Consider the following 26,749-nt stretch of genomic DNA (forward strand, 5'->3'; position numbering starts at 1 on the left):
AAGTCCTCATATCATGTGGTTGCCGGGGACCAAGAGTTAGCCATGGTTTGAACTCCTTGGTCCAATTTATCGTCCTTTCTTAAACACATACTTATTTAGGGGGGAATACCATGAATGTCGCATTAATTGCACATGATAAGAAAAAAGAAGATATGGTGCAATTTACAACAGCCTATACACATGTTTTAAAGGATCACCAATTGTATGCAACTGGAACAACTGGAACGAGAATCATGGAAGCAACAGGGCTTCCGGTCCATCGTTTTCGATCCGGTCCACTTGGGGGCGATCAACAAATTGGCAGCATGATTGCTGAAAATAAAATGGATATGGTTATTTTCTTCCGAGATCCATTAACAGCTCAGCCGCATGAACCTGATATTAGTGCTTTAATGCGTTTGTGTGATGTCTATCAAATTCCGCTAGCAACAAATATTGCTGGAGGGGAAATCTTTATGCATGGATTGAACCGCGGCGATTTCAAGTGGAGAGACATTGTGAAGGAAGAATAGGAGAGAAGGGGAATTGTGAAAAAAATAGGAATTACATGTTACCCAACCATTGGGGGTTCGGGGGTTATCGCTACAGAATTAGGAAAAAAATTAGCTGAACGAGGGCATGAAATACATTTTATCACTTCCAGTATGCCTTTTCGTTTGGAAAAAGTGTATGTGAATGTGTACTATCATCAAGTGGAGATGAGTCATTACCCTGTATTTCAATACCCTCCTTATGATTTAGCGTTAGCTGCGAAAATGGCAGAAGTTATTGATCGTGAAAAACTAGATATACTCCATGTTCACTATGCAATGCCACATGCTATTTGCGGTATTTTAGCAAGAGATATGGCGGAGCATCCGGTGAAAATCGTCACAACCTTACACGGTACAGATATTACTGTATTAGGTATAGATAATACATTGAAACCAGTTATCCGCCATGGTATTGAACAATCAGATGCAGTTACGGCAGTTTCAGAAAGTTTACGGGAGCAAACTGTTGCCATGCTGGAAACGAATAAAGAAATTGATGTGATCTATAACTTTATTAATGAAAAAGAATATTACCTTAAACAAGTAACGGAACTGCGTCAACAATTTCAAATTAACCAATCAGATAAAATAATGATTCACATATCGAATTTTCGAAAGGTAAAACGAGTTCAAGACGTTATTGATACTTTCAAAAAGGTAAACGAGAAAATACCTTCCAAATTATTGTTAATTGGCGACGGCCCAGAATACTCCAATATGGTGCAACATGTTAATGACATGGGTCTAGAAAAAGAAGTGCACTTTCTTGGAAAACAAAATAATGTCAGTGATATTTTATCGATGGCAGATTTAATGCTGCTTATGTCTGAAAAAGAGAGTTTTGGGTTAGTACTATTAGAAGCAATGGCTTGTGGTGTTCCTGGAATCGGTACAAATATTGGCGGGATACCTGAGGTGATAGTTCATAATCAAACAGGTTATATTGTAGAATTAGGAGATGTTCATCAAGCAGCAGATTATGCTATCGAACTACTTTCCGATAGAGAGAAACAGCTACAATTTTCTGAAGCTGCCATAAAGCATGTGCGCACTCATTTTGCATCTGATACCATTGTGAATCAATATGAACATTTATATAACCGAGTTTTGGAAGAATAAAAGGAGCCAAAAGACATGTTACCATCTGTTTTTCAAAAAGCAGCAGGAATTATATCTATCCTAGAAGCAAATCAATATGAAGCCTATTTTGTTGGCGGGTGTGTTCGTGATTTTATCATTGACCGTCCGATTCACGATATAGATATAGCAACTTCAGCTACTCCTTCAGAAATTCAAGCATTATTTCCAAAAGTAATCCCCGTAGGCTTGGAACACGGAACAGTCATTATTCGGTATGAGCAAGAATCTTTTGAAGTGACCACGTATCGAACGGATGGGAACTATACAGATCATCGCCGTCCAGATAAAGTTGTCTTTGTTCGCGATATTAACGAGGATCTCGGGCGCAGAGATTTTACCATGAATGCGATCGCCATGGACATGAAAGGGAATATCTTGGATCCTTTTGAAGGAAGAAAAGATATCGCTGGAGAACAAATCCAAACCGTTGGGGATGCTACAGCTCGATTTGAAGAGGATGCTTTACGAATTGTCCGCGCGCTGCGGTTTTCTAGCCAACTAGGTTTTTCAATTGAAGAAAAGACGAAAGAAGCAATGAAAAGAAGCAGAGCATTAACAGACAAATTAGCAGTAGAACGATTGACCGTTGAATTAGAAAAATTATGTGCAGGTTCCTTTTTGACGAAAGCAATGACTTATATTTTTGAATTAGAGCTTTATTGTCATTTACCGATATTCAAAGATGTACCGCTATTGCTAAAAGAATTAAAACCAGTCTCTTCCCTTGCACCTATTTTTGCATTTGTCGAGCTGAGTGATTCTCCATTTACGGTAACCGATTGTGTTACTGCTTATAAATGTTCTAACCAATTAAAGAAACAGGCAAAAACTCTAGTAGATGCATATCATCGTTATAAGAAACATGGAATAGATGCGTGGTTTGTTTATTTGCTTCCAAAGGAACAATGGAATTATTTCGTATACTTAGTAAAACAATTAGACCATGAAAATATTGAAATCCAAGAGCTTAAGTCAAAGCAAGAAAGGTTGCCTATCGCATCCAAAAAGGAACTTTGTCTGAATGGGCATGATTTAATGGAATGGTTTCCGGATCGCCCCAGAGGAAAATGGATTAAAGAACTTTTAGATGAAATTGAGTATCGGATTGTTACTTGCGAGCTGGCAAATGATAAATCGAGAATAAAGGACTGGATACAATGGAATCAACCCGAGCAAGATTGATAAATCTTTTATCACAAAATAGGGAGAGCTATGTCTCTGGCCAATCCCTCTCTGAACAATTAGGGATTTCTAGAAATGCAATTTGGAAACATATGAAAGATTTAGAGAGAGATGGATACATTATTCATGCAAAACGAAGCAAAGGCTATCGAATTGTGTCATTCCCTGATAAAGTTAGCAGTAATACCATACGTTGGGGATTAGAAACAAAATGGTTAGGGCACCATATCATTCACAAAGATGCAACACCTTCGACGCAATTAATTGGTCATGAAGCAGCCCGTGATAATGCTCCGGATGGAACCATTATTATTGCTGAAGAACAAACTGCCGGCAGAGGCAGAATGAAAAAAAATTGGTTTTCTAATAAAGAGGGGCTATGGACGACCCTTCTCTTACGACCATCCATTCCGCCGAATAAGGCCTCTGAGTTAACGTTATTAACTGCAGTTGCAGTAAGGGATGCACTGCATCAGCTGACAAATTTATCAATTGGTATCAAATGGCCGAATGATTTATTAATTGGTGATAAAAAACTTTGTGGTATTTTAACAGAAATGCAAGGAGAGCAAGATCGAATTGATTATGTTTTAATTGGAATTGGTTTAAATGTAAATCAAGATGAAGCAAGCTGGGATACGTCGATTGGTGATATTGCAACCTCATTAAAAATAGAAACAGGAGAGACATGGGATAAGAAGGAGATTGTCCAAGCTGTATTAAAGTGTTTTGAAGATACATATGAGCTATATTTAAAGGATGGGTTTAAAACAATTAAATCCAGATGGGAAGAGAATGCCTTTAAAATTGGCGAGAATATCAAAATAAAAACATTTCATGACGAATGGGCTGGACGCTTTTTAGGTATTTCAGATGAAGGAGCCTTAATTGTAGAGTCATCCGATGGCACTCCAATAACGCTTTACTCTGCTGAAATTACTTGGTTTGATCGATAAAAAGATAAATCAACACATGAACGTACTGTTAAGATGAAAGAATAAATAGGAAGGCTAGCTAGGGCAGTGTTTTCATAAGACCTTAGCTGTGTATTTGATTTATAACCATAGATTTTGGTGAGCCCAAAAAAGAGAAAAGAAGATTGGAGGTGGTTTTATGCGATATGTGGTGATTGATTTAGAGACGACTGGACATTCTCCGGCAAAGTCAGGAAAAATAATTGAAATAGGTATGGTAGTGATTGAAAAAGAGGAGATAAAAGATACAAAAACTACATTGTTAAATCCAAATCAACCGATACCGCCGTTCATTTCCAATCTGACTGGTATTCATGATGAAGATGTAAAGAATGCGCCATTATTTATAGATAAAGCAGAAGAAATTATCGATATTTTACAGGACAGCTATATTATTGCCCATAATGCAAACTTTGATGTAGGATTTCTCAACCAAGAATTAGCCTCTCATGGCTACCCTGAATTACAGAATCCAATCTTAGATACCGTCGAGCTATCTCGGATATTATTCCCAAGCATTTCAAGTTATAAATTAAGCCACTTAGCAGATCATTTTAAACTGCATCATGATGACCCACATCGTGCCTTATCAGATGCTTATGTAACCGCAAAGTTATTTTTTGAGTTAAAAGAGAAATTAGACCAACTCCCGTATGAAACATTATACAAAATCAAAATGCTCGAGGATAAATTACAATCTGATTTAGCTGTAATGCTGGAGGAACGATTGGAACAACTCGCATTTCAAGATCATCCAGATGATCAAATAAAACACTATCAAGGGCTTGCTTTTCGTATGACTGAGAAAGAGCCAAAAACGCAGTCTGCAACGGAGTTATCCTTTGGAGAATACTTAGATGATATTTATCAAGAGAACGGTGCACTTTCTAAAGCATTTTCTGCTTATGAACCAAGAGAAGGGCAACGGCAAATGTCTGAAACAATTTATGATGCTTTTTCTTCAAAAAAACATGCATTTATTGAGGCGGGTACCGGAACAGGTAAATCTTTAGCTTACTTATTACCTGCTATTTACCAAGCAATAAATCATCAAGAACGCGTAATTATTAGCACCTATACGACACAATTACAGAGTCAGCTGCTGGAAGAGGAAATACCTCTGATAAAGAAAATTATAGACACGCCATTTAAAGTCGCTTTAATGAAAGGGAAAAATCATTATTTGAATCTTGAAAAGTTCCTTTATGAACTAGATTATGGATCAAAGGATAACTATGATTTTGTCTTAACCAAAGCCATCTTATTAGTATGGATTACAGAAACGGAAACAGGAGACATTGATGAAATTCAGCTGCCAGCAGGGGGGTATATTTTCTTTCAAAAAGTTTCTGCGGGTGTAGAGAAATCAATTAACCCTAAATCTCCCTGGTTTCATTATTCCTATTATCAATTAGCTAGACGGCGTGCTCAATCAGCAGATATTGTGATAACAAATCATGCGTTACTTTGTACAGATATGTTTAATCAGTACGCTTTTTTACCAAGCTATCAAAAGATAATTATTGATGAGGCGCATCATTTTGAGGAAACTGCTTCTCATCACTATGGATTAAAACTTGATTATATACAGATGCAATTTACATGTAACTACTTAGGAACAGTAGATGAAGATAAACAATTCAGTACAGTGGTAGAAGCTTCTGGTATAAATCCATCGGAGAAGCTGCTAGAAAAATGGAACGCTGCGATTAAAGAAGCTAAATATGATATTGATGAACTGTTTCAGTATATCGAACGATTTGTTATGTCGCAGCAAAAGAATGATAAAGCAACAAGTGACATTGGAAGAGTCCAGTACCGGATAAAGCCAGATACCTATCAACAGAATTCGTGGCAGCTTGTCCAGGATATGGCAGCCCGCTTGCGTATGCATTTCCAAAAACTATTAGATGTCCTGTCTCAGCTAACGAATAATTTTTCTGCGGCGGATGAGAATGAAAAAAAATCTCTAGAAGACATTGGTCAGATGCAAGACATCTTACAAAAATATATCGATGATTTAAGAGTGATGTTTCAGGAACAGAATGAAGTAGCGCTAATTAAATGGGTGGAAGTAGACCTAAAAGGAAAACACCATAGTGTATTTCTTTATAGTGAGCCATCGAATGTCGCACCTATTTTAGCAAGTGATTTCTTTTCAAAAAAAGAAAGTGTCATTTTTACAAGTGCCACATTGACAATGGGAAGCTCTTTCCAATTCATAAAAGAAAGACTGGGCGTTTCGGAACAATCGTTAATAACAGAACAAATTGCTTCCCCATTTCAATATAAGAAGCAAGTACAGCTTTTGATTCCTACAGATTTCCCGGATATAAAATATGGAAATATCGATGATTTTGTCTACGCAGTTTGTGAAGCAATATTATCATTAGCAGAAGTAACATCCGGCAGAATGCTCGTCTTATTTACATCCTATGATATGTTAAGAAAGGCCAATGATTTATTAAAGGAAATGATGACGGAACAGCAATATGTCATTATTGCTCAAGGGGTTACAAGCGGCAGTCGAAGCAGGTTGAAGAAGAATTTCCAATCATATGATCAAGCAATACTTCTTGGAACAAGTTCATTCTGGGAGGGTGTCGATATCCCGGGAGAAGATTTATCCGCACTTGTGATGGTAAGGTTGCCTTTTCAACCGCCAAATCATCCTGTTTTTGAAGCAAAATCGCAGCAACTAAAAGAGGAGGGAAGAAACCCGTTTATGGATTTATCTTTACCTCAGGCTGTCATTAAATTTAAACAAGGATTTGGACGGTTAATTCGTTCCTCGGAGGATAGAGGCATTGTATTTATTTGCGATGCGCGTATCAGAACTGCAAAATACGGAAAATATTTTATGGAGTCTATCCCGGAGGTACCTGTTCACTACGATACTACACGCAAGTTGATGAACAGCGCAGAAAATTGGTTCCATCAAAAAGATTAATTTTCGGGCGATATTCATCTAGGGGCCAGTTTTTTAACGGTATTTGTTTACAGAAACCCTACATCTAGGTATAGTAAGTGATGAAAGAAAGATAATTTAATAAGAAACGGATGGAAGCAAATGAGGGAATCAAAAAATAGGTGGGTACGGTGGACGCTTGTTGTAATCACAGTCCTTCTCCTTATTGGAGCGGGGTATGGCATTTATTTGTATCAAGTAATCAATGATAGCCGTACAGACGGATTTGATACGACGAAAAAGCAAATAGAAACACAAACCTCATATCATAATGTTCACTCTATACAGGCTTATTATGGCGAAAATAGTTACCATGTATTCTATGCGAGTAACGAGGAGAATGAAGAGCACCTTATATTCCTTCCTTTAGAAGGGGATGAACGTGAATTAATCGTTATTAATGAAAATGACATGGTGAGTGAGGACGCTATTTTAGAGGCCTGGTCTTCAAGTTGTGATTCTTGCCGACTTGCTGATATTACGCCTGCTTATGAAGACGGGCAAGCTTTATGGGAAATTACGTACCACGATAAGAACGACCAATTTGTCATGGATTATTATTCGATTGATGGTCAAGATTTAGAAGAAAGATACACATATAATAAGATGTTTCAATAAGCAGAGAGGAGAAACGGATGATGGAATTAGCTAAAAGAGTACAGACGCTGACACCTTCCGCAACTTTAGCAATTACCGCCAAAGCGAAAGAGTTAAAAGAAGCTGGATATGATGTTATCGGTTTAGGAGCCGGGGAGCCTGACTTTAATACGCCAGATTATATTTTAGAAGCAGCTAAAAAGGCAATGGATCAAGGCTTTACAAAGTATACTCCGGCTGGAGGGATTTTACCCTTAAAACAAGCGATTATCGATAAATTTAAAAAGGATAATCACATTAGCTATGATCCAAGTCAAATTATTGTTACAAACGGCGCAAAACATGGTTTATATACATTGTTCCAAGTGCTTCTTAATCCTGCTGATGAAGTTATCATTCCAGCACCTTTCTGGGTGAGTTATCCAGAACAAGTGAAATTAGCAGAAGGAAAGCCTGTTTTTATAAAAGCAGCAGAAGCAAATGAATTTAAAATAACACCGGAGGAGCTTACAGAAGCAATCACAGAAAAAACAAAGGCGGTTATTTTAAATTCTCCATCGAACCCGACTGGAATGATGTATACGAAGGAAGAGCTACAAGCATTGGGAGAAGTTGCTGTAAAACATGATATTTGGATTATTTCTGATGAAATATATGAACAGCTTATTTATACATCCAAACCGCATGTTTCTATTGCGTCTCTTTCCAAGGAACTATATGATAAAACAATTATTATTAATGGCGTATCAAAATCTCACGCAATGACAGGCTGGAGAATAGGGTATGCGGCTGGTAATGCTCAAATTATTAAAGCAATGACGAGCCTTGCTTCTCACTCTACTTCCAACCCAACATCGATTGCACAATATGCTGCCTTAGCTGCCTATAACGATGATAAAAATAATATCAGCGAAACATATCGCTCGATTTTTTCGGAAAGACTTGATAAATTTTATAATGCACTACAAGCCATTCCTGGTTTTCAATGCATTAAACCAGAAGGCGCATTCTACTTATTCCCAAATGTTATCGAAGCAGCAAAATTAAATGGCTTCGAGACGGTCGATGAATGGGTTGCTGCGCTATTAGAGGAAGAAAAGGTTGCGCTTGTTCCAGGATCAGGATTTGGTTCACCAGAAAACGTTCGTTTATCGTATGCGTTATCTGAGACTCAATTGCTTGAGGCAGCGCATAGAATCAAACGTTTTGTAGAAAAGCATCAATAAGAAGTTGGAGGATATGAAGATGAAAATAACAATTCAAGAAGCATCAAAACATGTTGAAGAGGAGGTAACAATCGGCGGCTGGTTAGCAAATAAACGTTCAAGCGGCAAAATTGCCTTTCTGCAGCTCCGTGACGGGACAGGGTTTATGCAAGGTGTTGTTGTAAAAAGTGATGTTCCCGAGGACGTATTCACCAAAGCTAAAGCTTTAACACAAGAAACATCTTTATATGTCACCGGAAAGATTGTAGAAGATACACGATCTGATTTCGGCTATGAAATGCAGGTGAGTAATTTAGAAGTAATCCATGAATCTACCGATTATCCAATTACACCAAAAAATCATGGTACAGAATTTTTAATGGATCACCGTCATCTATGGCTCCGTTCTAAAAAACAACATGCTGTCATGAAAATTCGTAATGAAATTATCCGCGCTACGTATGAATTCTTTAATACGAATGGTTTTGTAAAAGTAGATCCCCCTATTTTGACTGGTGCATCTGCAGAAGGGACAACAGAATTATTCCATACAAAATATTTTGATGAAGAAGCATACTTATCACAAAGCGGACAGCTTTATATGGAAGCAGCAGCGATGGCATTAGGGAAAGTATTCTCATTCGGTCCTACTTTCCGTGCAGAAAAATCAAAAACGAGAAGACATCTTATTGAATTTTGGATGATTGAACCAGAGATGGCATTTATGGACCATGAGGAAAGCTTACAAGTACAAGAAAACTATGTTAGCTTCATTGTCCAGTCTGTTTTAGATCATTGTGCTCTAGAACTTAAAGCATTAGAAAGAGATACGTCGAAGCTTGAAAAAATCACAGCGCCATTTCCTCGTATCAGTTATGATAAGGCAATAGAACTCTTAAAAGAAAAAGGCTTTGATGATATCGAGTGGGGAGAAGACTTTGGTGCGCCACATGAAACAGCAATTGCCGAAAGCTTCGATAAACCGGTTTTCATTACGAATTATCCAAAAGATATTAAAGCTTTCTATATGAAACCAGATCCGGAGCGTCCAGATGTTGTTCTATGTGCCGATCTTATTGCTCCAGAAGGCTATGGAGAGATTATTGGCGGTTCACAACGTATTGATGACCTTGAATTAATGGAACAGCGATACGAAGAGCACGAATTAACTGGTCCTGCTTATGCATGGTATTTAGAATTACGTAAATACGGCAGTGTTCCACATAGTGGATTTGGACTAGGTCTGGAACGAACAGTAGCCTGGTTATCCGGAGTAGAACATGTTCGAGAAACCATTCCATTCCCAAGATTATTAAATCGCTTATATCCTTAATGTACTGTGTGTGACTGTTTTCTCTATCAACTATTGTCAACCAAAACATTTTATAAGTTTCTAAATATGAAAAATCCCTTGCTCTTCAGCGAGGGGTTTTCCTTTCTCATTTAAGAAACAAAGCAGTACTCATGCTATACTGTTACTAGAGGTGCTATATATGAACAAAAAATTGAACTTTCAAGATGTTATCCAAGACCAAATGTCTGTTTCCAAAAAATTGCTTACAAATTATTATGAATTAGGTCTTCACGAAACAGAGCTTATTTTGCTTCTTCAGCTTTCTCGTTTTGCGGATGAAGGGAATCATTTTCCAACACCTTTTGAACTCGCACAATCAGGAAGCTTTTCTGAAGAACAAGCTGCAAGCATGCTGCGAAAATTAGTACAAAAGGGATTTCTATCTATTGAAAAAAATAATATAGAACAAACACCAATCAGCGAATCGTACTCTTTGGAACCCTTATTCGAAAAACTGTATGATTCAAATGCTGCGACAATAACAAGGGATGAAGATAATATTGGCAATATCTTTATTTTATTTGAACAAGAATTTGGTAGACCGTTGTCTCCGTTCGAAATTGAAACCATTAATAGCTGGTTAGATGTAGACCATATCGAACCAGCTCTTATCAAAGCAGGATTGCGCGAATCTGTACTTATGAGTAAACTTAATTTTAAATATATCGATCGTATTTTAAGAGAATGGAAAAGAAAAGGAATTCATACTGTACAGGATGCAAGAAAAGCAAGCCAGCAGTTTCACCAGAATCAACCCAGTGAAAATAATACAAGTACACGTCCTAAACGAGATACATCCTTTTATTATAATTGGCTAGAAGGAGAGTAAGATGATGCTAAATAATACACAAATCAGACATTGTTTAGATGTGATGGCGGAAATGTTTCCAGATGCAGAAGGGGAGCTAATCCATTCTAATCCCTTTGAATTGGTGATAGCAGTCTTGCTTTCTGCACAGTGTACAGACAAATTGGTTAATAAAGTAACAGCAGATCTATTTAAAAAATATAAAACGCCAGAAGACTATCTTGCAGTACCTTTAGAAGAGGTTGAAAATGATATTCGTTCGATTGGTTTATATCGTTCGAAAGCAAAAAATATTCAAAAACTCTGTCGTACATTAATAGAGGATTATAACGGTGAAGTTCCACAAACGAAAGAGGAATTAGTAAAACTTGCCGGCGTTGGCAGGAAAACTGCTAATGTTGTCGCTTCTATTGCTTTTAATGAACCGGCGATTGCGGTAGATACGCATGTAGAGCGTGTTTCAAAACGTTTAGGGATATGCAAATGGAAAGATAGTGTCGTCGAAGTAGAAAATACATTAATGCGCAAAGTTCCAAGAGATGAGTGGAGTGTCACCCACCATCGAATGATTTTCTTTGGAAGATACCATTGCAAAGCAAGAAACCCAAACTGCCCAGAATGTCCTTTATTAGATATTTGCCGAGAAGGAAAGAAACGAATGAAAAAAATAGGGTGAATGAAATAAATGTGCTTTTGCCGTGTCGATCTCCGCGTGAACTGAGAAGTCGCTCTCAACGCTTATCACAATGCCAGCGAAGGGAATTTCTGCTGCGAGAAATAGTAAAACAAAAAAACAATCCCTGCTCTTTTAAATGAGCAGGGATTGTTTTTTTGTTCCTGTTGTTATTCCTCAGAATCGCCATTGCCGTCTTCTTGAGGAGAAACTTCATCTGTGCCTTCACCAGCTTCTGCCGGGTCACTTGCGGGTTCTTGTTCTTCGGGTTGTTCGGTTTCGCTGCCACTATCAGCGTTATTACCACTATCGGAACCGTCACTATTATCGTTGTTTTCTTCACTATTATTCGATTCATCTTGACCTGAATCTTCGGATTGTCCAGAGTCGGAATCCGTACCCGTGTCAGAATCAGATTCTGTTTCATCTGATTCTTCTTCAGGCGGTTGTTCCTCTTCAGCTTCTTCTTCCTCTGCCTCTTCTCCAGGTACTGTTACGCTTGTTGATTCAGAAGGCCCCCGGATACTATCTTCTTCACTAACCGGTGTAACTGTTATGGTATAATCTCCCGGCGTAACACCGCTTATAGCGATGCTTTGTGAGCTTACATTTTGAGTTTCTCCATTAACACTTACTTCAAAGGAAGCTGGAGGACCGTCATAACTCCATGTAGCTTGAATGGATTCACTTCCATCAAATTCGGCTGAAAGGTTGCTGACGCCTGGGATTTCTTCATCCGCTTCCTCTTCATCAGAGACTTTAACCGTCGTTGTAGCCGGTTCACTCGTTAGCGATCCTTTTTTTGCAACAACTTGTATTGTATATTCAGCGCCTTCCTCTACATCTGAAATTTCCATTGAGGTGTCACTAGTAGAAGAGAGGGATTGCATACTGCCGCCATCAATGCTGGCACTTACTTCAAAGGAAACATCTTCTTCAGAATCTGTATCGTAATTCCAAGAAACTTCAATGGAATTATCATCTTTATTATAGCTGCCAGAAAGTCCACTAACAGCATCTAATTCTTCAAAGCGCTCTGAAACTTTTGTTGGCTCTGTCCCTTTAACAAATAGCTCTGTCACTTTGTTTTCACTTGGTGTACTGTCGCTAGCCAGAGCAGCAGGATTGGATCCTTTTTCTACCGTAACTTCAACTACCGAGTCAGGACGGGTGAAATCAGCAGTCTCAATTCCTTCCGATAAATGACTCATGGTTTGTTGGAACATTTTTGCAGATAAGCTTGTATCTTGTAAAGGAACACGTTTTGCTTTATTGGTTTCTTCATTAATTTGATAACCGCCAGTCCAAGCCGCTATTGTGTAATTTGTCGTATAGCCGACAAACCAAGAGTCTGGGCTTCCTGGTTCCTCATCCATTGTAGTGGTTCCTGTTTTCCCGGCAACCTCTAAGCCTGGCACACTTGCTCCTGTACCCGTACCAGAACTTACAACAGATTTAAGCATATCTGTTACCATGTATGCAGTATAATCTTCCATTACTTTTGCAGAATCCGGAGTTAAATCAACTTCCCGACCATCAGAAAATTCTACTTTGGTTACTGCATAAGGCTCTGTATAGGTACCTTCATTACCAAATGCGCTATATGCTCCCGCCATTTGCAGCGGCGTTACTTGCGTATTTGTACCTCCAATTGCCTCCCGGAGATCTAAATAATCGGAGTCAAATTCAATACCAAGATTTTCAGCAAATTCTTTTGAGTTTTCTCGGCCAACTTCCTCCATTAATTTCACAGCGGGAACATTGAGAGACTGCTGTAATGCATATCTCGCGGTTACCCAACCATTATAGGTCCTGGTGGCATTTCTAATTGGATTAGAACCTTCAATTTCATAAGGACCGTCATCGTCTAACTGGTGGTAGGTTGACATTTGATTATATTCAATAGCAGGCCCGTAGGACATAATCGGTTTTGCTGTTGATCCAGCTTGGGTTTTACCATTAATGGCGAAATTAAAGCCCATATTTCCTTCATTGTTAAGGCTGCCGCCAATTGCTTGGATAGCACCCGTTTGTGTGTCTAAAACAACCATTGCTGCTTGTGTATCCTCTGGATAGCTGATTGGATTCGAGTCACTCTCTGTTAGCACATCTTCAACATACGGCTGTGCATCAGGATCGAGTGTTGTATATACTTTTAATCCATCAGAATCAAGATCCACATCATCCATTTTTTCCTCTATTTCTTCACGAACCTGTTGAACAAATGCATCGTATGGTGTTGGATCAGGGCGACTTTCATTTAATAAAGAAGGAATGTCAACATTTCTTGCTTCGTCTGCCTCTTCTTGTGTAATCTTTCCATGACGTACCATAAGCGTTAAAACGGTGTTCATTCGTTCCTTGGTTAAGTCTGGATTTTCAAATGGATTATAAGCTGTTGGACGCTGCGGTAACCCGGCTAAAATTGCAACTTCTGGCAGCGTAAGATCATTTAAATCTTCTTTTCCGAAATATGTGTTTGCTGCTTGGGCAACACCGTAAGAATTAGCACCATAGAAAATACTATTTAAATACATTTCTAATATTTCTTCTTTGCTGTATTCTCTCTCCAGCTTCATAGCCAGCCACGCCTCTTGAACTTTAATGCTTATTTTTTTCTCAGGCGTTAAAAATGCGCGTTCTACAACTTGCTGGGTAATCGTACTTGCACCTTCAGCGCCAAATCCGCTTGTAATGTTGGCACGAATGGCACCGCCGATACGCCTGATATCTACACCATTATGTTCAAAAAAGCGAACGTCTTCTGTCGCAGTAACTGCATCGATAAGTAAATCAGGTAACTCCTCAAACTTTACTTGTTTCCTTTTTTCATCTGAACTTAAATCAGCAAATTGATCCCCGTTTTTATCATAAAGAGTAGAAGAAAAAGGGATGTGCAATTTATCATCGTCAATGTCAGGTGCTTGGGCAATCCAAAACGCACCTACAGCGGCGCCGCCTAAGAACAGGAGGAGAATTAATAAAAGGAATACCTTTATTATTTTCTTCCAAATAGGTTGTTTTTTTCTCTTTTTTGTCTTTTTTCCTTGCTGCTTTCTTCTAGCAGTTCTCGTTTGGCTATTTTGATCGGCCATTCTTTATACCTCCATATCTATAGATAGAGCTTATCAACAACCGGTAAAAAATCAACTTTTTTTTGATAATGAAAAGGAATTGCAAACCCGCGTTGTTTCACATGTTCATATGATATTGATTTTCTACCGTCATTAAATTGCTCTTGCCAGCAAACAAATAAATCCTTTGCATCGAATAGATAAGTTTCATCATAAGCTCTAAACCGTAAAATAATAAAGCTGATTCCTCCATGCTTTACTACTTGTTCCATGTGATGAACTTGATGTTCATGAATGTTTGCAAGAGGAAAGGATGTTTTATTCTTAGTTTCCTTCGCCTCAAAGTCAATGTACTTCCCTTTATAGACACCATTATAATCTGTTGTTGATGCCTGTTTAAAATACGCTTCCGTGATAACTGCGGCACTGCGCTTGGGGTAATGTACATTTACAATCTGCACAGGTGTTGGTTTTTTATGAATTATAGCTTGCCCTTGTATTCGATAAAAATCTGTCGTTTCATTTATTTCTTCTTCAAGTGTCATTCCTCTCCTGCTAAAACTTGTTTGCTTTGGTTTTATGGTTAGTGATTTTCGCTGACCATTAGGGTAGTTCATGATTTCTTACCTCCTAACACATCATATCCTAAATAAAAACAGCATCAGGGAAAAATTACTGATTGTTATTAGGATAGATTTAAAACCAGTACACCATATATTATAGTACAATTTCAAGAAGGAAACTAATAAGAACGTATTTAATCTTAAAAGATATGTATAAAATATGGAGAAATGAAATCGAGACAAACTGCTCCCATATCAACCTTTCGCCACAGACATGAGGGTATGGTATCCTCTTATGCGGTATCCATGTCAGCTATACAACGCGGCCGTTTATTCGATCAAAGTACGATTTTACTTCAGTCGGACTAGCAAACAGTAGCACTTTACACTTTACATAGGTACGTACACAAGTTGAAGTTCTTAACGGTTAATAAAAGAATAAAAATTTATATGGTCCTTGTAGATAAAGGATAGGGGAAAAACGCTTATTTTATACGTAAAGAAAAACCTAATTACATCCGGGAGCAAGCCATCGCTCCCGGAATCTAATTAGGTTATCTGTTCAGTTCGCTTTTTTGCACGGTTACGTTGAAGGGCGGTTAGGTCCAGCTAATTTTTTATCTCTCATTTTTTCATTGTTCTTTTTGTTTGCATTTGTTTTTTGTTGTGCTTTCGATGATTTCATTGAAGAAAACCTCCTTTTTCCATTTTTTAAGCGATGCTTTCCGCTTCCTTTATAGCTTGTCTAATTTTGTGCAAATCATTACGGTTTTACACTAGTTTTGTTTTGATTGTTCTAGTTTTGTCGAAAGGGAAGGTAGTTCTTTCTTTAACGTGGAATAAATAGCACATCAGTCTTCAAATAGTACGATTATTTTAAAATAGGGGGAGAATAGATGATGCTTCTTTCAAAATCAATCGTTTCCGAGGAAAACAACGCGCATAGTAAAGAGGATATGGAAAGACAAATGGAACAGATTCAGGAACAGCTCACCTTAATTCATTTAAAATTAAAAGCAAAAGTGGATAGCGAAGTTTGGGTGCAATTTCAAACAAAGTCACATAGCATAAAACAGGTCGAATTAGAATTTCAAAAGTTAAAGCAGCTCCTATAACAAGGGAAAGGTTTTTGTTCATTTTTCAGTCATGACTTTTCCGTCGATTATATGATAAAATAAATCAACAATAGAAATTAATAAAGCAAGAGCTTTTAAGGAAGTAATGTGCAGTTTGAAATTGAAGGATGACGGATTATGAATCTTATTGAAAAAACAAAAAAATTAAATTACGATTTAGAAACGCTGAGACACAGATTTGAAAACAGCGAAGCTCCCAGCGATCGAAAGGACCGTACTTTTTTTAATATGGTAAAAGAAAAGACTTCGCCAATTTATGATTTATTGGAAAGTTGGGAAGCGGATGCCTTGGCTGCAGTGAAGGAACGAAAAGCCGCTGTTCATCCAAATCAAATTCAATCAACACGAGAAAATATGGAATTACTGCTTATGCATAGTTTTTACCTGGATGTCAGAAGAAAACGGTATATAGAATTATATACATCCATTCGTTATGTTTTTGATTTATTATTAGATACCATCACAGAAAAGTACTAAAATGATACCTTTGAACTTGTGGGGAGGAACACGTATATGAAAGAAAAATTAATTGAAGAAGCAATTCAAATTAGATCTAGAGCCTATGTACCGTATTCTCATTTTCCAGTAGGTGCAGCATTATTAACAAAATCGGGAAAAGTCTATATTGGTTGTAATATTGAAAATGCTGCATATCCATCTACTTGCTGTGCAGAACGTGTTGCAATTTTTAAAGCTATTTCTGACGGAGAAATGGAATTTGCAGAAATGGCTGTTGCAGCGGATACAAAGCGCCCGGTACCGCCTTGTGGAACTTGCCGGCAAGTCATGAGTGAATTTTTTAGTCCTGATATGACAATTCATTTAACTAATTTAAATAAGGACGTTCACACACTTACTACGGATCAATTATTACCTTTTTCTTTCCAAAAAGAAGACATGGATGAATAATAGGGAATGGTTTTTGGTTATTTTTAAATTTTGAAGGGAGACTGACATTCAGTTTCCTTTTTTATGCTATAATAGCTCTCATAGAGATTGTATATTGTATAATGAAAAAAGTAGACATAGGATTAAAAAACGATAAGATAGTATATGCAGAGGTGATTTGGAAATGAGTATGGATCGTATTCAACTTAGTGGGAAGAAAATTTTAGAAAAAGATTTTAAAACAGGAATTCGAGGTTACTCTCAGGAAGAAGTGGATGAATTTTTAGATATTATTATTCAGGATTACGATAATTTCAAACAAGAAATTGACCGTTTGAATGAAGAAATTGAGAATTTGAAAAAGAATCGGCCGGCAGAAGCGCCAAGAGCACGGTCAACACAACAGAGTTCACAAGTTAATTACGATGTCTTAAAACGCTTATCTAACCTTGAAAAAGCTGTTTTTGGAAAAAGATACGCTGACTCTGAGGAATAAGGAAAACGATATTTGATTTATCATCAAAAACCTGTTAAAATGTTTTAAGTTACTTAAATGCTCATGTAATCGCTATGTCCATTTCGGATATAGAGGAAAGTCCATGCTCACACAGGCTGCGATGCTTGTAGTGTTCGTGCTTGATGAAGTCATAAGTCAAGGTAGTTTTTTAAAACTAACGGCAGAAGAGCTGTACTAAGTCACTTTTGTGATATGTCTGCTCTCTTGAAAGTGCCACAGTGACGTAGCTAGTGTGGAAACGCACTAGGTGGAACGAGGTAAACCCCACGAGTGAGCAACCCAAATAATGGTAGGGGCATCCTTCAGTAGGGAATTGAACCGAACGAGGGACAGCAATTGCTGTAGATAGATGATTACAACCGGCGTACGAGGCTTGACCACCGTTTGCAGTACAATGGAACAGAACATGGCTTACCGAGTATTTAAGGGTCACGTTAACGAATTTAGATTCTATTTCCAGTTGAATGAAATAGAGTCTTTTTTCTTTTATTGACTTAAAACACTATACTGTTACCCGAGAGGAATTATAAAAATGAAACAAGTAACTTTAATTGCTACGGCAGCAATGGGACTTGAATCAATTGTTGCAAAAGAAGTTAAGGACTTAGGATATGAAGCAACTGTCGAGAATGGCAAAGTAATTTTTGATGCCCCCATATCTGCAATCCCAAGATGTAATTTATGGCTAAGAACTGCAGACCGTGTGAAAATTCTTGTCGGTAAGTTTCAAGCCACCACTTTTGATGAGCTATTTGAACAGACAAAAGCACTACCTTGGGAAAATTACATCGATGAAACTGGGCAAATACCTGTTTCCGGAAAATCTGTTAAATCAACTTTATACAGCGTGCCAGATTGCCAAGCAATTGTGAAGAAAGCAATTGTGGAACGAATGAAATTAAAATATGGTCTTGTAAATAAACTTGAAGAATCAGGTGCGCTTTATAAAACGGAAATTGCGCTATTAAAGGATGAAGCAACATTAACCATCGATACATCAGGGACAGGCTTACACAAGCGTGGTTATCGAGTAGAACAAGGGGAAGCACCCTTAAAAGAAACGCTCGCTGCAGCCCTTGTTCTTTTAACGAATTGGAAACCTGATCAGCCTTTAATTGATCCATTCTGTGGTTCAGGCACGATTCTTATTGAAGCGGCGTTAATTGGACAAAATATCGCTCCTGGTTTTAACCGCGAATTTGCCTCTGAAGAATGGAGCTTAGTGAAACAAAGACATTGGGATGCGGCTTTTACGGAAGCAGAAGAGCTGGCAAATTATGATCAGTCCTTATCCATTGTTGGCTCTGATATTAGTCATCAAATGATTGAAACTGCAAAGGCAAATGCGCTCGAGGCTGGACTCGGTGATTTAATTGAGTGGAAGCAAATGCAAGTCAGTGATCTTACCATAAAGCAAAAAAATGGTTACCTCATTAGTAATCCACCATATGGACAACGTCTAAGCGATAAAGAAGAAGTTGAGAAGATGTATCAGGATTTAGGTAGTGTAATGCAAAATCACCCAACCTGGAGCGCGTACATCATTACAGCTTATGAACAGTTTGAAAAAGCATTTGGAAAAACGGCTACGAAGAAACGCAAGCTGTTTAATGGTTTTATTCAAACGAACTACTATCAATATTTTGGGAAGAAAGAGGATTAAAATCATCTATTGGCTCTTTAAGAAGAGTCTTCCCGATAAAAAACGCAAGAAATCAATTTCATTCATTGATTTCTTGCGTTTTTAGTTAAATAGGTAAAGAAAGTATAAAAGTTTTGCACATAGTTTCGGTGGATCGAGTAACTGTAACCCTAGAATGGGCGCTTTGCACTATTGGTTCCTTTAATCTTATAAAATACTGTCAAATGGAGGTGACCCTGGCGGTGCATTTTGAATAATATCTATCATTGGAACCGTGTAAGCAAATAGAATCAACGCAATGGTAATTCCAATCCATAACTTCCAATTTTCCATCCATAAAGGAGTCGGAATGGCATCTTTTTCTTCTTCCGCAATTGGAAATTCTTCCTCACCTTTAGGAGCAAAGAAGCATAATTCCACAAAAATATAAATCATGAAGACAATACCGATAAACAAAAGCGTTCCGCCGACAGCCTGAGCTACTTGATAACCAACCCATTCAGCAGCTTGTTCTGTACCGCCATAATCGGAGAAAGAAGATCTCCTTGGCCCGCCAAGCAGTCCCTGAATATGCATAGCCCCAGACATAATCAACATTCCTACTGCCCAGATAACCGTTTGATAAATGCCTAGTTTATGAATTTTCGGTGTTAGCTTTCTCCCCGTTAAATGAGGTATCAACCAGTAACTGATCCCAAAAAAGGTTAGAATCACGGTCGTTGCAATTGTTAAATGAAAATGTCCTGTTACCCAAATGGTATTATGAATAACTGTATTTAATTGGTGGGATGCATTAATAAGACCGCCTGCTCCGCCTGGAATAAAAGCTAGCATTCCGACAAACGGAGCTACAAACCGAACATCTTTCCAAGGTAACTTTTTAAACCAGTCCAATAATCCAGTTGCACCATTTTTCCGGCCGGTAATCTCAAACATCGCAAACATAGAAAATGCAGTCATTAAACTTGGAATAACAACCATAAATGTTAGAACTACTTGAATAAACTTCCATGTCGGATCAATACCTGGTTCTGTAAGCTGATGGTGGAATCCAACTGGAATAGAGAAAAATAAGAACAAAATAAATGAAAGTCTTGCTAAAGAATCACTGAATATTTTTCCGCCAATAATTTTAGGTATAATTGCATACCATGCCATATAAGCAGGAAGCAACCAGAAATAAACGAGCGGATGGCCGAAGTACCAGAATAGAGTACGGCTTAGTAAAACATGAATCGTTTCTGCATAGCCTAATGACCATGGGATAAATTGAACAAGAACTGCTACAGCTACACCAATGGAACAGATAACCCACATAATCATATTAATGGTAACCATAAAGGCTAAAAGTGGTGTTTTCTGATTCGGATGAGCTTTTTTCCAAATGTAGACTTGATGCCAATTTACAAAAGCAGCAATCCAGGATCCAACTACTACAAGCGCTAGCCCGATATAAAAGATTGGATGCGCTTTTAAGGGTGCATAGAACGTATATAGAACATTTGCTTTACCAAGTAAAATTGCTGTTCCTGTGAAAGCTGTACCTATTGTCATTGTCCAAAAAGAAACCCAACCTAGTTTTCGTTGTCTGCCGGACATTCCAACGGTTTTACCTAATAAGGAAAATTGGAATCCAATAATGAAAAAAGTTGTCAGTACTAACGCTAGGATAACACCGTGTAACGTAAGAATTTGATAATAGCCAATCCCAAGCGGAAGTTCAAAATCACCCGAACGGACGAGCACTTGTAATAACCCCATTAAACCACCGATAAATAAAGAAATAAATGCAACATACATAAAGGATAGATACAATTTCGCCTCTGGTTTTGAGATACTCAAGGGTGTTAGATTAATTTCTTCATTTTGCTGCTGTTTCATTGCTAGACTCATCGTCAACCACCTCCACTGTTGCAAACATCATGTGATGCCCGACACCACAGTATTCATTACATAATAACGTAAATTCTCCAGTTTTATTTAGCTGCACTTCCATGCTGCTGATATAACCGGGTTCAACCATCATATTCACATTTGTACCTGCCACGTTAAATCCATGAACCACGTCTTTCGTAACTACTTGAAACAAAACCGTAGAGCCTTTAGGGATTTCTATGCGAGATACCGCATTTCCATTATCGTCATTTCCTAAATCATAATGGAATGCACTTGCGACAACATTGACAATGTATTTATCCTCATCTACTTTTGTAAGCCCGAGATTTTCCTTTTGGAAAGCCTCATTGGCTTCTACATTTTCAGGATCGATGATAGCTCCATGGCTTTGAGGGTGTGTACCTAAATAAAATGCTCCAAATCCAAGTATCGCTAGAAACAATACAAGGGAGGCGCCGCCAAAGATAAGCCAAATTTTCTCGTATTTGTGAAAGTGCATGTTCTTTCTCCTCCTTCTTTATCGCGACAAAAATAATAAAAATACTGCAAACCAGCTGATAAGAATAATTATTCCAATCATCATTACGAAAAAAAGTGTCCCTTTTAAATTTGGTTCCGATTTCTTCATGTCAATCACCCCTTTTGTAACTTCTTACCTATAGCTTTATCATATCGAAAAAAAGGCGTGTACGACGCTCCACACCGAACCTTTCACATTTTGTTCATTTATTCACAAGTAGATTGATATGCTGGTTTTACAAACTTTCTGGTTAGAAAAGTTTGTGACGTTTTTTTGTACAAATGAATGAAATTAATGCTTGATTGGAATAAATTGGGGTCTTTGTGTCATATATAAAGCAGGGAGGAGGACAAGGTGCCGGAGGAGAATAATTTTGCATAAAATAAAAAAGCAGAACCCCAATCAGGATTCTGCTTTTAATCTATGATGATATTTATTTTTTTACAACATTTGCAGCTTGTGGACCACGTTCACCTTCAACTACTTCAAAGGATACTTCTTGACCTTCTTCTAACGTTTTAAATCCTTCTTCTTGAATAGCAGAATAATGTACGAAAATATCATTCCCTTCTTCTAATTGAATGAATCCGTAACCTTTTTCTGCATTAAACCATTTTACTACTCCGTTTTCCATGTCATTTTTCCTCCTAAATACTTCCACGTAAAACGCGTGTTAATACAAAGCAGAATAACGAAAAATGAAAAAAGGCAGCTTCCGATAGAAGAACGGATCACCATCCACTTCTTTCTACCGAAGCTACCTTTACATTCCAATGATTCCGTTAACATCTTCTTTGCTTGTACCCATATTAGCTTAAATTTTTTTCATAGTCAAGAAATCCTTACCATTTTTATAAAATTATCAAAAGGTTAAGAATTTAGAGGTTTGCAGTCCTATCTAATCGATTTTGTTTTTTTCATGTATGGGAAACCTATCTTAAGCAACTTTCTGTTATAATAAAGATTGTTTAAAGTCTTATAAATGTTGATTTTTAATAGGTGTATACAGTGAAGTAAAGATAGCTCAGGCAGCAATTGCTTCACCGGGGTTCGGTGGGATGAGATGTCACTATCCATTGCATCTACCTCACCAGCCATTAATAGGATGAAGAATATTTTTAGTAATAAATAAGGATATATATTGAATTAGGAGGATTCTCGATGCAAGGAGAACAAGGTTATTTAGAGTTATGCCGTAAAATATTAGATGAGGGACAAAATCGGGATGACCGGACGAAAACGGGCACCTATTCCATTTTTGGTCATCAAATTCGTTTTGATTTACAAAAGGGATTTCCTTTATTAACGACGAAAAAAGTTCCGTTCCGATTAATCGCTACAGAGCTATTATGGTTTATGAAAGGAGATACGAATATACGCTATTTACTGGAGAATAATAACAACATTTGGAATGAGTGGGCATTTGAAAGATGGATTAAAAGTCCAGAATACACAGGGCCAGATATGAAGAACTTCGGTATACGCAGCCAAAACGAAGCTGCTTTTAAAAAAGAATATGAGCAGCAAATGCAACTATTTAAAGAAAAGATATTAAATGATGCCCGATTTGCTGAAAAATATGGGGATTTGGGATCCGTATACGGAAAACAGTGGAGAAAATGGGAAACCTCAAAAGGGGAAACGATTGATCAGTTAAAAGAAACCATTGGGTCCATCAAAACCAATCCGAATTCGAGACGCCATATTGTATCTGCGTGGAATCCAGAAGATATCCCATCCATGGCGTTACCACCTTGTCACACCCTTTTTCAGTTTTATGTAGCGGATGGAAAACTATCTTGTCAGCTATATCAGCGAAGTGCCGATGTGTTTATTGGTGTGCCTTTTAACATTGCCAGCTATGCGCTATTAACACATTTAATTGCGCACGAATGTGATTTAGAGGTAGGGGAATTTATTCATACCTTCGGCGATGCACATATCTATTCCAATCATGTAGAACAAGTAAATTTGCAATTGGAAAGGGAAGTTCGTGCATTTCCTAAATTAAAAATAAATGCTAAAAACAAGTCTATTTTCGATATTGATATATCTGATTTAGAAATTACAGATTACCATCCACATCCAGCGATTAAAGCTCCCATCGCTGTTTAATGGGGATACACAACATCACAGAATGGAGGTTAATAGATGATTTCGTTCCTATTTGCTGCAAGCAGAAATAATGTGATTGGTTATCAAAACAAGATGCCTTGGCACCTGCCGGAGGATTTGAAATTTTTTAAAGAGAAGACAACAGGAAATACAATTATTATGGGAAGAAAAACATTGGAATCTATGAATGGTGCTCTGCCAAATCGACGTAATGTCGTATTAACAAGGAATAAAGATTTATCCTTTAAAAATATAGAACTTATCCATGATATATCTACGGTCGAACGTTGGAATGAAGAAAATCCGGGGATAGAGTATTTTATTATTGGCGGCGAAGAAGTTTTTAAACAAGCTTTGGCTATTGCTGACAGAATGTATATCACAAAAATTGATGAAGATTTTCCTGGAGACACCTTTGCTCCGACATTTGATCAAATGGAGTGGGAGCTTACCAAAAAAGAAAAAGGATTAAAAAACGAAAAAAATCCATACGACTATTATTTCTTGCAATATGACCGTAAAAATAAACTTGTCTAATCTTTTCGATACATGCTATGATATGTTAAGAAAGAAAATGCTCTCATAATAGGTGCTCAAAAAGAACAATAAGAAACACCATGATTTTTAATCATCCTTTATGCAAAGAAGGTGTCAATTGATGTTAACGAACATTGGCGTTCCAGGTCTTGTATTATTCGTGATACTAGCTCTTATTATCTTTGGACCGAATAAGCTGCCGCAAATAGGAAAAGCTGCTGGGGAATCGCTAAAGGAGTTTAAAAATTCCACACGTGATTTAACGCAAGATGTTACAGCGGAGACAAGTGAAGTTAAATCAATGATGAAAGAAGAAAAATAAGTTAAATTCATGTATGGAGTGATGAATGATGAATATATTTTCAAATATCGGATTTCCCGGGGTAATTTTAATAGTCATTGTTGCTTTAATTGTCTTTGGCCCAAACAAGCTTCCTGAAATCGGAAAAGCACTTGGAACGACATTAAAAGAATTTAAAAATGCAAGCAGAGATATTATGAATGACAATCCTAAAAAGAAACAGTAATGAATTGTAGAGGTGTAGGGATTATTCCTTGCATCTCTTTTGTGTCATTAGCTTAAGGGGTGGATGGAATTATGTCAGAATCAGAAGAATATATAAATGGGGAAAAGGAAATGAATTTCGGTGGGCATTTAACAGAGCTCCGAAATCGTTTAATTGTTACAGCGATTGTTTTTGTGCTATTTTTTATTGTCGGTTTTCTAAATGTGAAAAGCATTTATTCCTTTTTTGTCGATGATATCGATATGCAACTCACCGTAATAAGCCCTGCTGAAATTATTTGGATTTACTTCTCTATTGCTGGATTAATTGCTTTTGCAGGAAGCATACCAGTTATCGTTTATCAGCTTTGGGCATTTGTCAGTCCAGCTTTAACACCAAAAGAAAAACGTGTATCACTAGCCTACATACCCGGTTCATTAATTTTATTTGTATTAGGTCTTGTATTTGGCTACATGGTATTTGTTAACTTAATATTTCCTTTTCTATTATCTTTGAACGATGATATGTTCAATGTTATGTTTACCGTTGAACGGTATTTTGGATTTTTATTAAGGGTAACGTTGCCGTTCGCCTTTTTGTTTGAGCTTCCAATCTTTACAATGTTTCTGACAAGTCTGGGAGTTTTAACACCAGCATTTATGGTGAAAAATCGTAAGTATGCTTACTTTATTTTAATCGTTATAGGCGTTTTAATTACACCGCCTGATTTTATTTTGCAGATTGTTGTAGCAATACCATTAATCATTATTTATGAAATAAGCATTCAATTATGTAAGGCGGTGTACAGAAAAAAACAAGCACAGCACGAAGCCTTTATGAATGAGTAAAGGAGGGAAATAATGCGCTTATCATTTTATCAATTCTTACTAACACATCGGGGAAAATTAGAGAAGGACGATTATTCCGAATTAGCCGATTGGGCATTCTATGATCATCATTTCCCGCAATATGCAACAAGCTATGATGAAATTAGTGATTACTTAGAATGGAATAGTCCTTTTGCAACTGCATTAAAAGCTTTTGATGAGCTTTGGTCAGAATATGAGTGGAGATATAGCAGCTGAAATAGGCTGCTTTTTTTGTGTGATCAAGGACGTAAAGGAATTTTGACTTGGAATTGAAAACATCGCTTCCTAGATCCAAAAATTAAACAAACGTTTGATTATGCTATTTAGACGAACATCGAAGCATTTCGACAAATGATTGTTTTCCTGCCGACTATTTGTTGATTCCTGCGGTTTCCCGGGAAATGATTCTGGAATATTTCCCAAGGAGAAGTGTCTACACAGTTATATGGCTTTCGCATATTCTAAAAGTAATATAGATGAATAGGGGTAGATAGTAATGGTTTTTCCACCGAGAAATCAGATGCCTCGTACTCCGCAGCCCCCTTTTCGTAATGAGCACTTTGATTATAGGGGGCTTCCACGAGAGATGAGAAATATAAACGGAGTTGGAAGAGGTCAATCAAAAAGCGGATCAAGAGGTTTATCAAGTTTATTACCAGGAAGTTCTGGTCAAGGGTTAGCGCAATCAGGTGGGCTTTCTAAACTCTCTAAAACACTTGGAGGGGTTCAGCAGGTGCTTGGTGTTGTACAGTCAACAGCGCCATTAATTCAGGAGTACGGTCCAATGGTCAAAAATATTCCTACAATGTATCGGATGATGAAAGCTTTTAAAACATTTAGTAAAGAAGATAGTGAAGAACCAGCGGAGGATATATCTCAAAAAGAAAGTCCAACAAATCCAAAAGAAGAAATGAAAAATTACCAGGAAGATCTGGATACGAAAGAGATACCTAAGCGGGTAAAAGAAAAAGGTCTTTCCAAACCCAAATTATATATTTAGAATCAAGTAGGGGGCTGTCTCTGTTATGATAAAAGCCTTCTACTTGATTTTT

28 protein-coding genes and 1 other RNA gene are annotated in these 26,749 nt (G+C 37.5%); 23 read left to right on the top strand and 6 right to left on the bottom strand.

Annotation, left to right across the window (positions count from 1 at the left end; translation table 11 throughout):
• Positions 1-110: 110 nt before the first annotated feature.
• The 10 genes from mgsA to nth all read left to right on the top strand — a co-directional run bounded on the left by mgsA (position 111) and on the right by nth (position 11,437).
• The gene (gene mgsA, locus KI343_RS06030; protein ID WP_212925539.1) at positions 111-512 is read left to right on the top strand and encodes a methylglyoxal synthase; all 402 of its coding nucleotides are present in this window, start codon (positions 111-113) and stop codon (positions 510-512) included.
• A gap of 15 nt (positions 513-527) precedes the next feature.
• On the top strand, positions 528-1,652 hold the full coding sequence (gene bshA, locus KI343_RS06035; RefSeq protein ID WP_212925540.1) for an N-acetyl-alpha-D-glucosaminyl L-malate synthase BshA: 1,125 nt from the start codon (positions 528-530) through the stop codon (positions 1,650-1,652).
• Positions 1,653-1,667: 15 nt separating this feature from the next.
• Entirely contained in the window at positions 1,668-2,855 is a 1,188-nt protein-coding gene (locus tag KI343_RS06040) for a CCA tRNA nucleotidyltransferase (RefSeq protein WP_212925541.1), read from the top strand.
• Positions 2,831-3,811 carry a biotin--[acetyl-CoA-carboxylase] ligase gene (locus KI343_RS06045; RefSeq protein WP_212925542.1) on the top strand — a complete coding sequence of 327 codons (981 nt, stop codon included), beginning with the start codon at positions 2,831-2,833 and terminating at the stop codon, positions 3,809-3,811. The genes KI343_RS06040 and KI343_RS06045 overlap by 25 nt, the downstream gene beginning before the upstream one ends.
• 157 nt (positions 3,812-3,968) lie before the next feature.
• Positions 3,969-6,779, top strand: a complete 2,811-nt coding sequence (dinG, locus tag KI343_RS06050; RefSeq protein ID WP_212925543.1) for an ATP-dependent DNA helicase DinG — start codon at positions 3,969-3,971, stop codon at positions 6,777-6,779.
• A gap of 120 nt (positions 6,780-6,899) precedes the next feature.
• Positions 6,900-7,415 carry a hypothetical protein gene (locus tag KI343_RS06055; protein ID WP_212925544.1) on the top strand — a complete coding sequence of 172 codons (516 nt, stop codon included), beginning with the start codon at positions 6,900-6,902 and terminating at the stop codon, positions 7,413-7,415.
• Positions 7,416-7,435: 20 nt separating this feature from the next.
• Positions 7,436-8,620 (top strand): pyridoxal phosphate-dependent aminotransferase, encoded by a 1,185-nt coding sequence (locus KI343_RS06060; protein ID WP_212925545.1) that lies wholly within the window; start codon positions 7,436-7,438, stop codon positions 8,618-8,620.
• A gap of 19 nt (positions 8,621-8,639) precedes the next feature.
• Positions 8,640-9,932, top strand: a complete 1,293-nt coding sequence (gene asnS, locus KI343_RS06065) for an asparagine--tRNA ligase (RefSeq protein ID WP_212925546.1) — start codon at positions 8,640-8,642, stop codon at positions 9,930-9,932.
• Positions 9,933-10,092: 160 nt separating this feature from the next.
• Positions 10,093-10,782 (top strand): DnaD domain-containing protein, encoded by a 690-nt coding sequence (locus KI343_RS06070; protein ID WP_212925547.1) that lies wholly within the window; start codon positions 10,093-10,095, stop codon positions 10,780-10,782.
• A 4-nt stretch (positions 10,783-10,786) separates the two neighbouring features.
• Positions 10,787-11,437 carry an endonuclease III gene (gene nth / locus KI343_RS06075; protein WP_212925548.1) on the top strand — a complete coding sequence of 217 codons (651 nt, stop codon included), beginning with the start codon at positions 10,787-10,789 and terminating at the stop codon, positions 11,435-11,437.
• 167 nt (positions 11,438-11,604) lie between these two features.
• On the opposite strand, the gene KI343_RS06080 is transcribed toward nth, so the two are convergent.
• Together KI343_RS06080 and recU are read right to left on the bottom strand one after the other, a co-directional pair.
• Positions 11,605-14,529: a PBP1A family penicillin-binding protein gene (locus KI343_RS06080; RefSeq protein ID WP_212925549.1), complete on the bottom strand. Its 2,925-nt coding sequence runs from the start codon at positions 14,527-14,529 to the stop codon at positions 11,605-11,607.
• A 17-nt stretch (positions 14,530-14,546) separates the two neighbouring features.
• Positions 14,547-15,125: a Holliday junction resolvase RecU gene (gene recU, locus KI343_RS06085; protein ID WP_212925550.1), complete on the bottom strand. Its 579-nt coding sequence runs from the start codon at positions 15,123-15,125 to the stop codon at positions 14,547-14,549.
• A gap of 842 nt (positions 15,126-15,967) precedes the next feature.
• On the opposite strand from recU, the gene KI343_RS06090 reads away from it, so the two are divergent.
• The 6 genes from KI343_RS06090 to KI343_RS06115 all read left to right on the top strand — a co-directional run bounded on the left by KI343_RS06090 (position 15,968) and on the right by KI343_RS06115 (position 19,275).
• Complete coding sequence (locus tag KI343_RS06090) at positions 15,968-16,186, top strand: hypothetical protein (RefSeq protein WP_212925551.1); 219 nt, start codon at positions 15,968-15,970, stop codon at positions 16,184-16,186.
• 138 nt (positions 16,187-16,324) lie between these two features.
• Positions 16,325-16,684 carry a YppE family protein gene (locus tag KI343_RS06095; protein ID WP_212925552.1) on the top strand — a complete coding sequence of 120 codons (360 nt, stop codon included), beginning with the start codon at positions 16,325-16,327 and terminating at the stop codon, positions 16,682-16,684.
• A 36-nt stretch (positions 16,685-16,720) separates the two neighbouring features.
• Positions 16,721-17,116: a cytidine deaminase gene (locus tag KI343_RS06100; protein WP_212925553.1), complete on the top strand. Its 396-nt coding sequence runs from the start codon at positions 16,721-16,723 to the stop codon at positions 17,114-17,116.
• 163 nt (positions 17,117-17,279) lie between these two features.
• A complete protein-coding gene (gene gpsB, locus KI343_RS06105) occupies positions 17,280-17,591 on the top strand; it encodes a cell division regulator GpsB (RefSeq protein WP_212925554.1) in 312 nt (103 codons plus the stop codon).
• Positions 17,592-17,648: 57 nt separating this feature from the next.
• Positions 17,649-18,031: RNase P RNA component class B (gene rnpB / locus KI343_RS06110), an RNA gene on the top strand.
• Between the two features lie 113 nt (positions 18,032-18,144).
• A complete protein-coding gene (locus KI343_RS06115; protein WP_212925555.1) occupies positions 18,145-19,275 on the top strand; it encodes a THUMP domain-containing class I SAM-dependent RNA methyltransferase in 1,131 nt (376 codons plus the stop codon).
• Positions 19,276-19,461: 186 nt separating this feature from the next.
• Here KI343_RS06115 and KI343_RS06120 read toward each other — a convergent pair whose 3' ends face one another.
• From KI343_RS06120 to KI343_RS06135, 4 genes are all read right to left on the bottom strand, one after another.
• Positions 19,462-21,147 (bottom strand): b(o/a)3-type cytochrome-c oxidase subunit 1, encoded by a 1,686-nt coding sequence (locus KI343_RS06120; RefSeq protein ID WP_212925556.1) that lies wholly within the window; start codon positions 21,145-21,147, stop codon positions 19,462-19,464.
• Positions 21,116-21,649 carry a cytochrome c oxidase subunit II gene (locus KI343_RS06125; protein ID WP_212925557.1) on the bottom strand — a complete coding sequence of 178 codons (534 nt, stop codon included), beginning with the start codon at positions 21,647-21,649 and terminating at the stop codon, positions 21,116-21,118. Before KI343_RS06125 ends, KI343_RS06120 begins: the two co-directional genes overlap by 32 nt.
• An 18-nt stretch (positions 21,650-21,667) precedes the next feature.
• A complete protein-coding gene (locus tag KI343_RS06130) occupies positions 21,668-21,778 on the bottom strand; it encodes a cytochrome c oxidase subunit 2A (protein ID WP_212925558.1) in 111 nt (36 codons plus the stop codon).
• Positions 21,779-22,103: 325 nt separating this feature from the next.
• Positions 22,104-22,304: a cold-shock protein gene (locus KI343_RS06135; protein ID WP_212925559.1), complete on the bottom strand. Its 201-nt coding sequence runs from the start codon at positions 22,302-22,304 to the stop codon at positions 22,104-22,106.
• Positions 22,305-22,831: 527 nt separating this feature from the next.
• Between KI343_RS06135 and KI343_RS06140 the strand changes: the two genes are divergently transcribed.
• From KI343_RS06140 to KI343_RS06170, 7 genes are all read left to right on the top strand, one after another.
• Complete coding sequence (locus KI343_RS06140) at positions 22,832-23,785, top strand: thymidylate synthase (protein WP_212925560.1); 954 nt, start codon at positions 22,832-22,834, stop codon at positions 23,783-23,785.
• Positions 23,786-23,821: 36 nt separating this feature from the next.
• Positions 23,822-24,322 carry a dihydrofolate reductase gene (locus KI343_RS06145; protein WP_212925561.1) on the top strand — a complete coding sequence of 167 codons (501 nt, stop codon included), beginning with the start codon at positions 23,822-23,824 and terminating at the stop codon, positions 24,320-24,322.
• 121 nt (positions 24,323-24,443) lie between these two features.
• A complete protein-coding gene (locus KI343_RS06150) occupies positions 24,444-24,644 on the top strand; it encodes a twin-arginine translocase TatA/TatE family subunit (RefSeq protein ID WP_212925562.1) in 201 nt (66 codons plus the stop codon).
• A gap of 34 nt (positions 24,645-24,678) precedes the next feature.
• Entirely contained in the window at positions 24,679-24,849 is a 171-nt protein-coding gene (locus tag KI343_RS06155; RefSeq protein WP_280530118.1) for a twin-arginine translocase TatA/TatE family subunit, read from the top strand.
• A 71-nt stretch (positions 24,850-24,920) separates the two neighbouring features.
• The gene (tatC, locus tag KI343_RS06160) at positions 24,921-25,676 is read left to right on the top strand and encodes a twin-arginine translocase subunit TatC (protein ID WP_212925564.1); all 756 of its coding nucleotides are present in this window, start codon (positions 24,921-24,923) and stop codon (positions 25,674-25,676) included.
• A 12-nt stretch (positions 25,677-25,688) separates the two neighbouring features.
• The gene (locus KI343_RS06165) at positions 25,689-25,913 is read left to right on the top strand and encodes a YozE family protein (RefSeq protein ID WP_212925565.1); all 225 of its coding nucleotides are present in this window, start codon (positions 25,689-25,691) and stop codon (positions 25,911-25,913) included.
• Positions 25,914-26,283: 370 nt separating this feature from the next.
• Positions 26,284-26,697 (top strand): YqfQ family protein, encoded by a 414-nt coding sequence (locus KI343_RS06170; RefSeq protein ID WP_244856753.1) that lies wholly within the window; start codon positions 26,284-26,286, stop codon positions 26,695-26,697.
• Positions 26,698-26,749: the final 52 nt, after the last annotated feature.

This window comes from Oceanobacillus sp. J11TS1 (assembly GCF_018333215.1).
In the GTDB taxonomy this organism is placed as follows: Bacteria; Bacillota; Bacilli; order Bacillales; family Amphibacillaceae; genus Oceanobacillus.

Excerpts from the sequence above, each read along its gene's own strand:
- mgsA (WP_212925539.1), top strand. The coding sequence starts at position 111 with ATGAATGTCGCATTAATTGCACATGATAAGAAAAAAGAAGATATGGTG.
- KI343_RS06040 (WP_212925541.1), top strand. The coding sequence starts at position 1,668 with ATGTTACCATCTGTTTTTCAAAAAGCAGCAGGAATTATATCTATCCTA.
- KI343_RS06045 (WP_212925542.1), top strand. The coding sequence starts at position 2,831 with ATGGAATCAACCCGAGCAAGATTGATAAATCTTTTATCACAAAATAGG.
- dinG (WP_212925543.1), top strand. The coding sequence starts at position 3,969 with ATGCGATATGTGGTGATTGATTTAGAGACGACTGGACATTCTCCGGCA.
- KI343_RS06055 (WP_212925544.1), top strand. The coding sequence starts at position 6,900 with ATGAGGGAATCAAAAAATAGGTGGGTACGGTGGACGCTTGTTGTAATC.
- KI343_RS06060 (WP_212925545.1), top strand. The coding sequence starts at position 7,436 with ATGGAATTAGCTAAAAGAGTACAGACGCTGACACCTTCCGCAACTTTA.
- asnS (WP_212925546.1), top strand. The coding sequence starts at position 8,640 with ATGAAAATAACAATTCAAGAAGCATCAAAACATGTTGAAGAGGAGGTA.
- KI343_RS06070 (WP_212925547.1), top strand. The coding sequence starts at position 10,093 with ATGAACAAAAAATTGAACTTTCAAGATGTTATCCAAGACCAAATGTCT.
- nth (WP_212925548.1), top strand. The coding sequence starts at position 10,787 with ATGCTAAATAATACACAAATCAGACATTGTTTAGATGTGATGGCGGAA.
- KI343_RS06080 (WP_212925549.1), bottom strand. The coding sequence starts at position 14,529 with ATGGCCGATCAAAATAGCCAAACGAGAACTGCTAGAAGAAAGCAGCAA.
- recU (WP_212925550.1), bottom strand. The coding sequence starts at position 15,125 with ATGAACTACCCTAATGGTCAGCGAAAATCACTAACCATAAAACCAAAG.
- KI343_RS06090 (WP_212925551.1), top strand. The coding sequence starts at position 15,968 with ATGATGCTTCTTTCAAAATCAATCGTTTCCGAGGAAAACAACGCGCAT.
- KI343_RS06095 (WP_212925552.1), top strand. The coding sequence starts at position 16,325 with ATGAATCTTATTGAAAAAACAAAAAAATTAAATTACGATTTAGAAACG.
- KI343_RS06100 (WP_212925553.1), top strand. The coding sequence starts at position 16,721 with ATGAAAGAAAAATTAATTGAAGAAGCAATTCAAATTAGATCTAGAGCC.
- gpsB (WP_212925554.1), top strand. The coding sequence starts at position 17,280 with ATGAGTATGGATCGTATTCAACTTAGTGGGAAGAAAATTTTAGAAAAA.
- KI343_RS06115 (WP_212925555.1), top strand. The coding sequence starts at position 18,145 with ATGAAACAAGTAACTTTAATTGCTACGGCAGCAATGGGACTTGAATCA.
- KI343_RS06120 (WP_212925556.1), bottom strand. The coding sequence starts at position 21,147 with ATGAGTCTAGCAATGAAACAGCAGCAAAATGAAGAAATTAATCTAACA.
- KI343_RS06125 (WP_212925557.1), bottom strand. The coding sequence starts at position 21,649 with ATGCACTTTCACAAATACGAGAAAATTTGGCTTATCTTTGGCGGCGCC.
- KI343_RS06130 (WP_212925558.1), bottom strand. The coding sequence starts at position 21,778 with ATGAAGAAATCGGAACCAAATTTAAAAGGGACACTTTTTTTCGTAATG.
- KI343_RS06135 (WP_212925559.1), bottom strand. The coding sequence starts at position 22,304 with ATGGAAAACGGAGTAGTAAAATGGTTTAATGCAGAAAAAGGTTACGGA.
- KI343_RS06140 (WP_212925560.1), top strand. The coding sequence starts at position 22,832 with ATGCAAGGAGAACAAGGTTATTTAGAGTTATGCCGTAAAATATTAGAT.
- KI343_RS06145 (WP_212925561.1), top strand. The coding sequence starts at position 23,822 with ATGATTTCGTTCCTATTTGCTGCAAGCAGAAATAATGTGATTGGTTAT.
- KI343_RS06150 (WP_212925562.1), top strand. The coding sequence starts at position 24,444 with ATGTTAACGAACATTGGCGTTCCAGGTCTTGTATTATTCGTGATACTA.
- tatC (WP_212925564.1), top strand. The coding sequence starts at position 24,921 with ATGTCAGAATCAGAAGAATATATAAATGGGGAAAAGGAAATGAATTTC.
- KI343_RS06165 (WP_212925565.1), top strand. The coding sequence starts at position 25,689 with ATGCGCTTATCATTTTATCAATTCTTACTAACACATCGGGGAAAATTA.
- KI343_RS06170 (WP_244856753.1), top strand. The coding sequence starts at position 26,284 with ATGAGAAATATAAACGGAGTTGGAAGAGGTCAATCAAAAAGCGGATCA.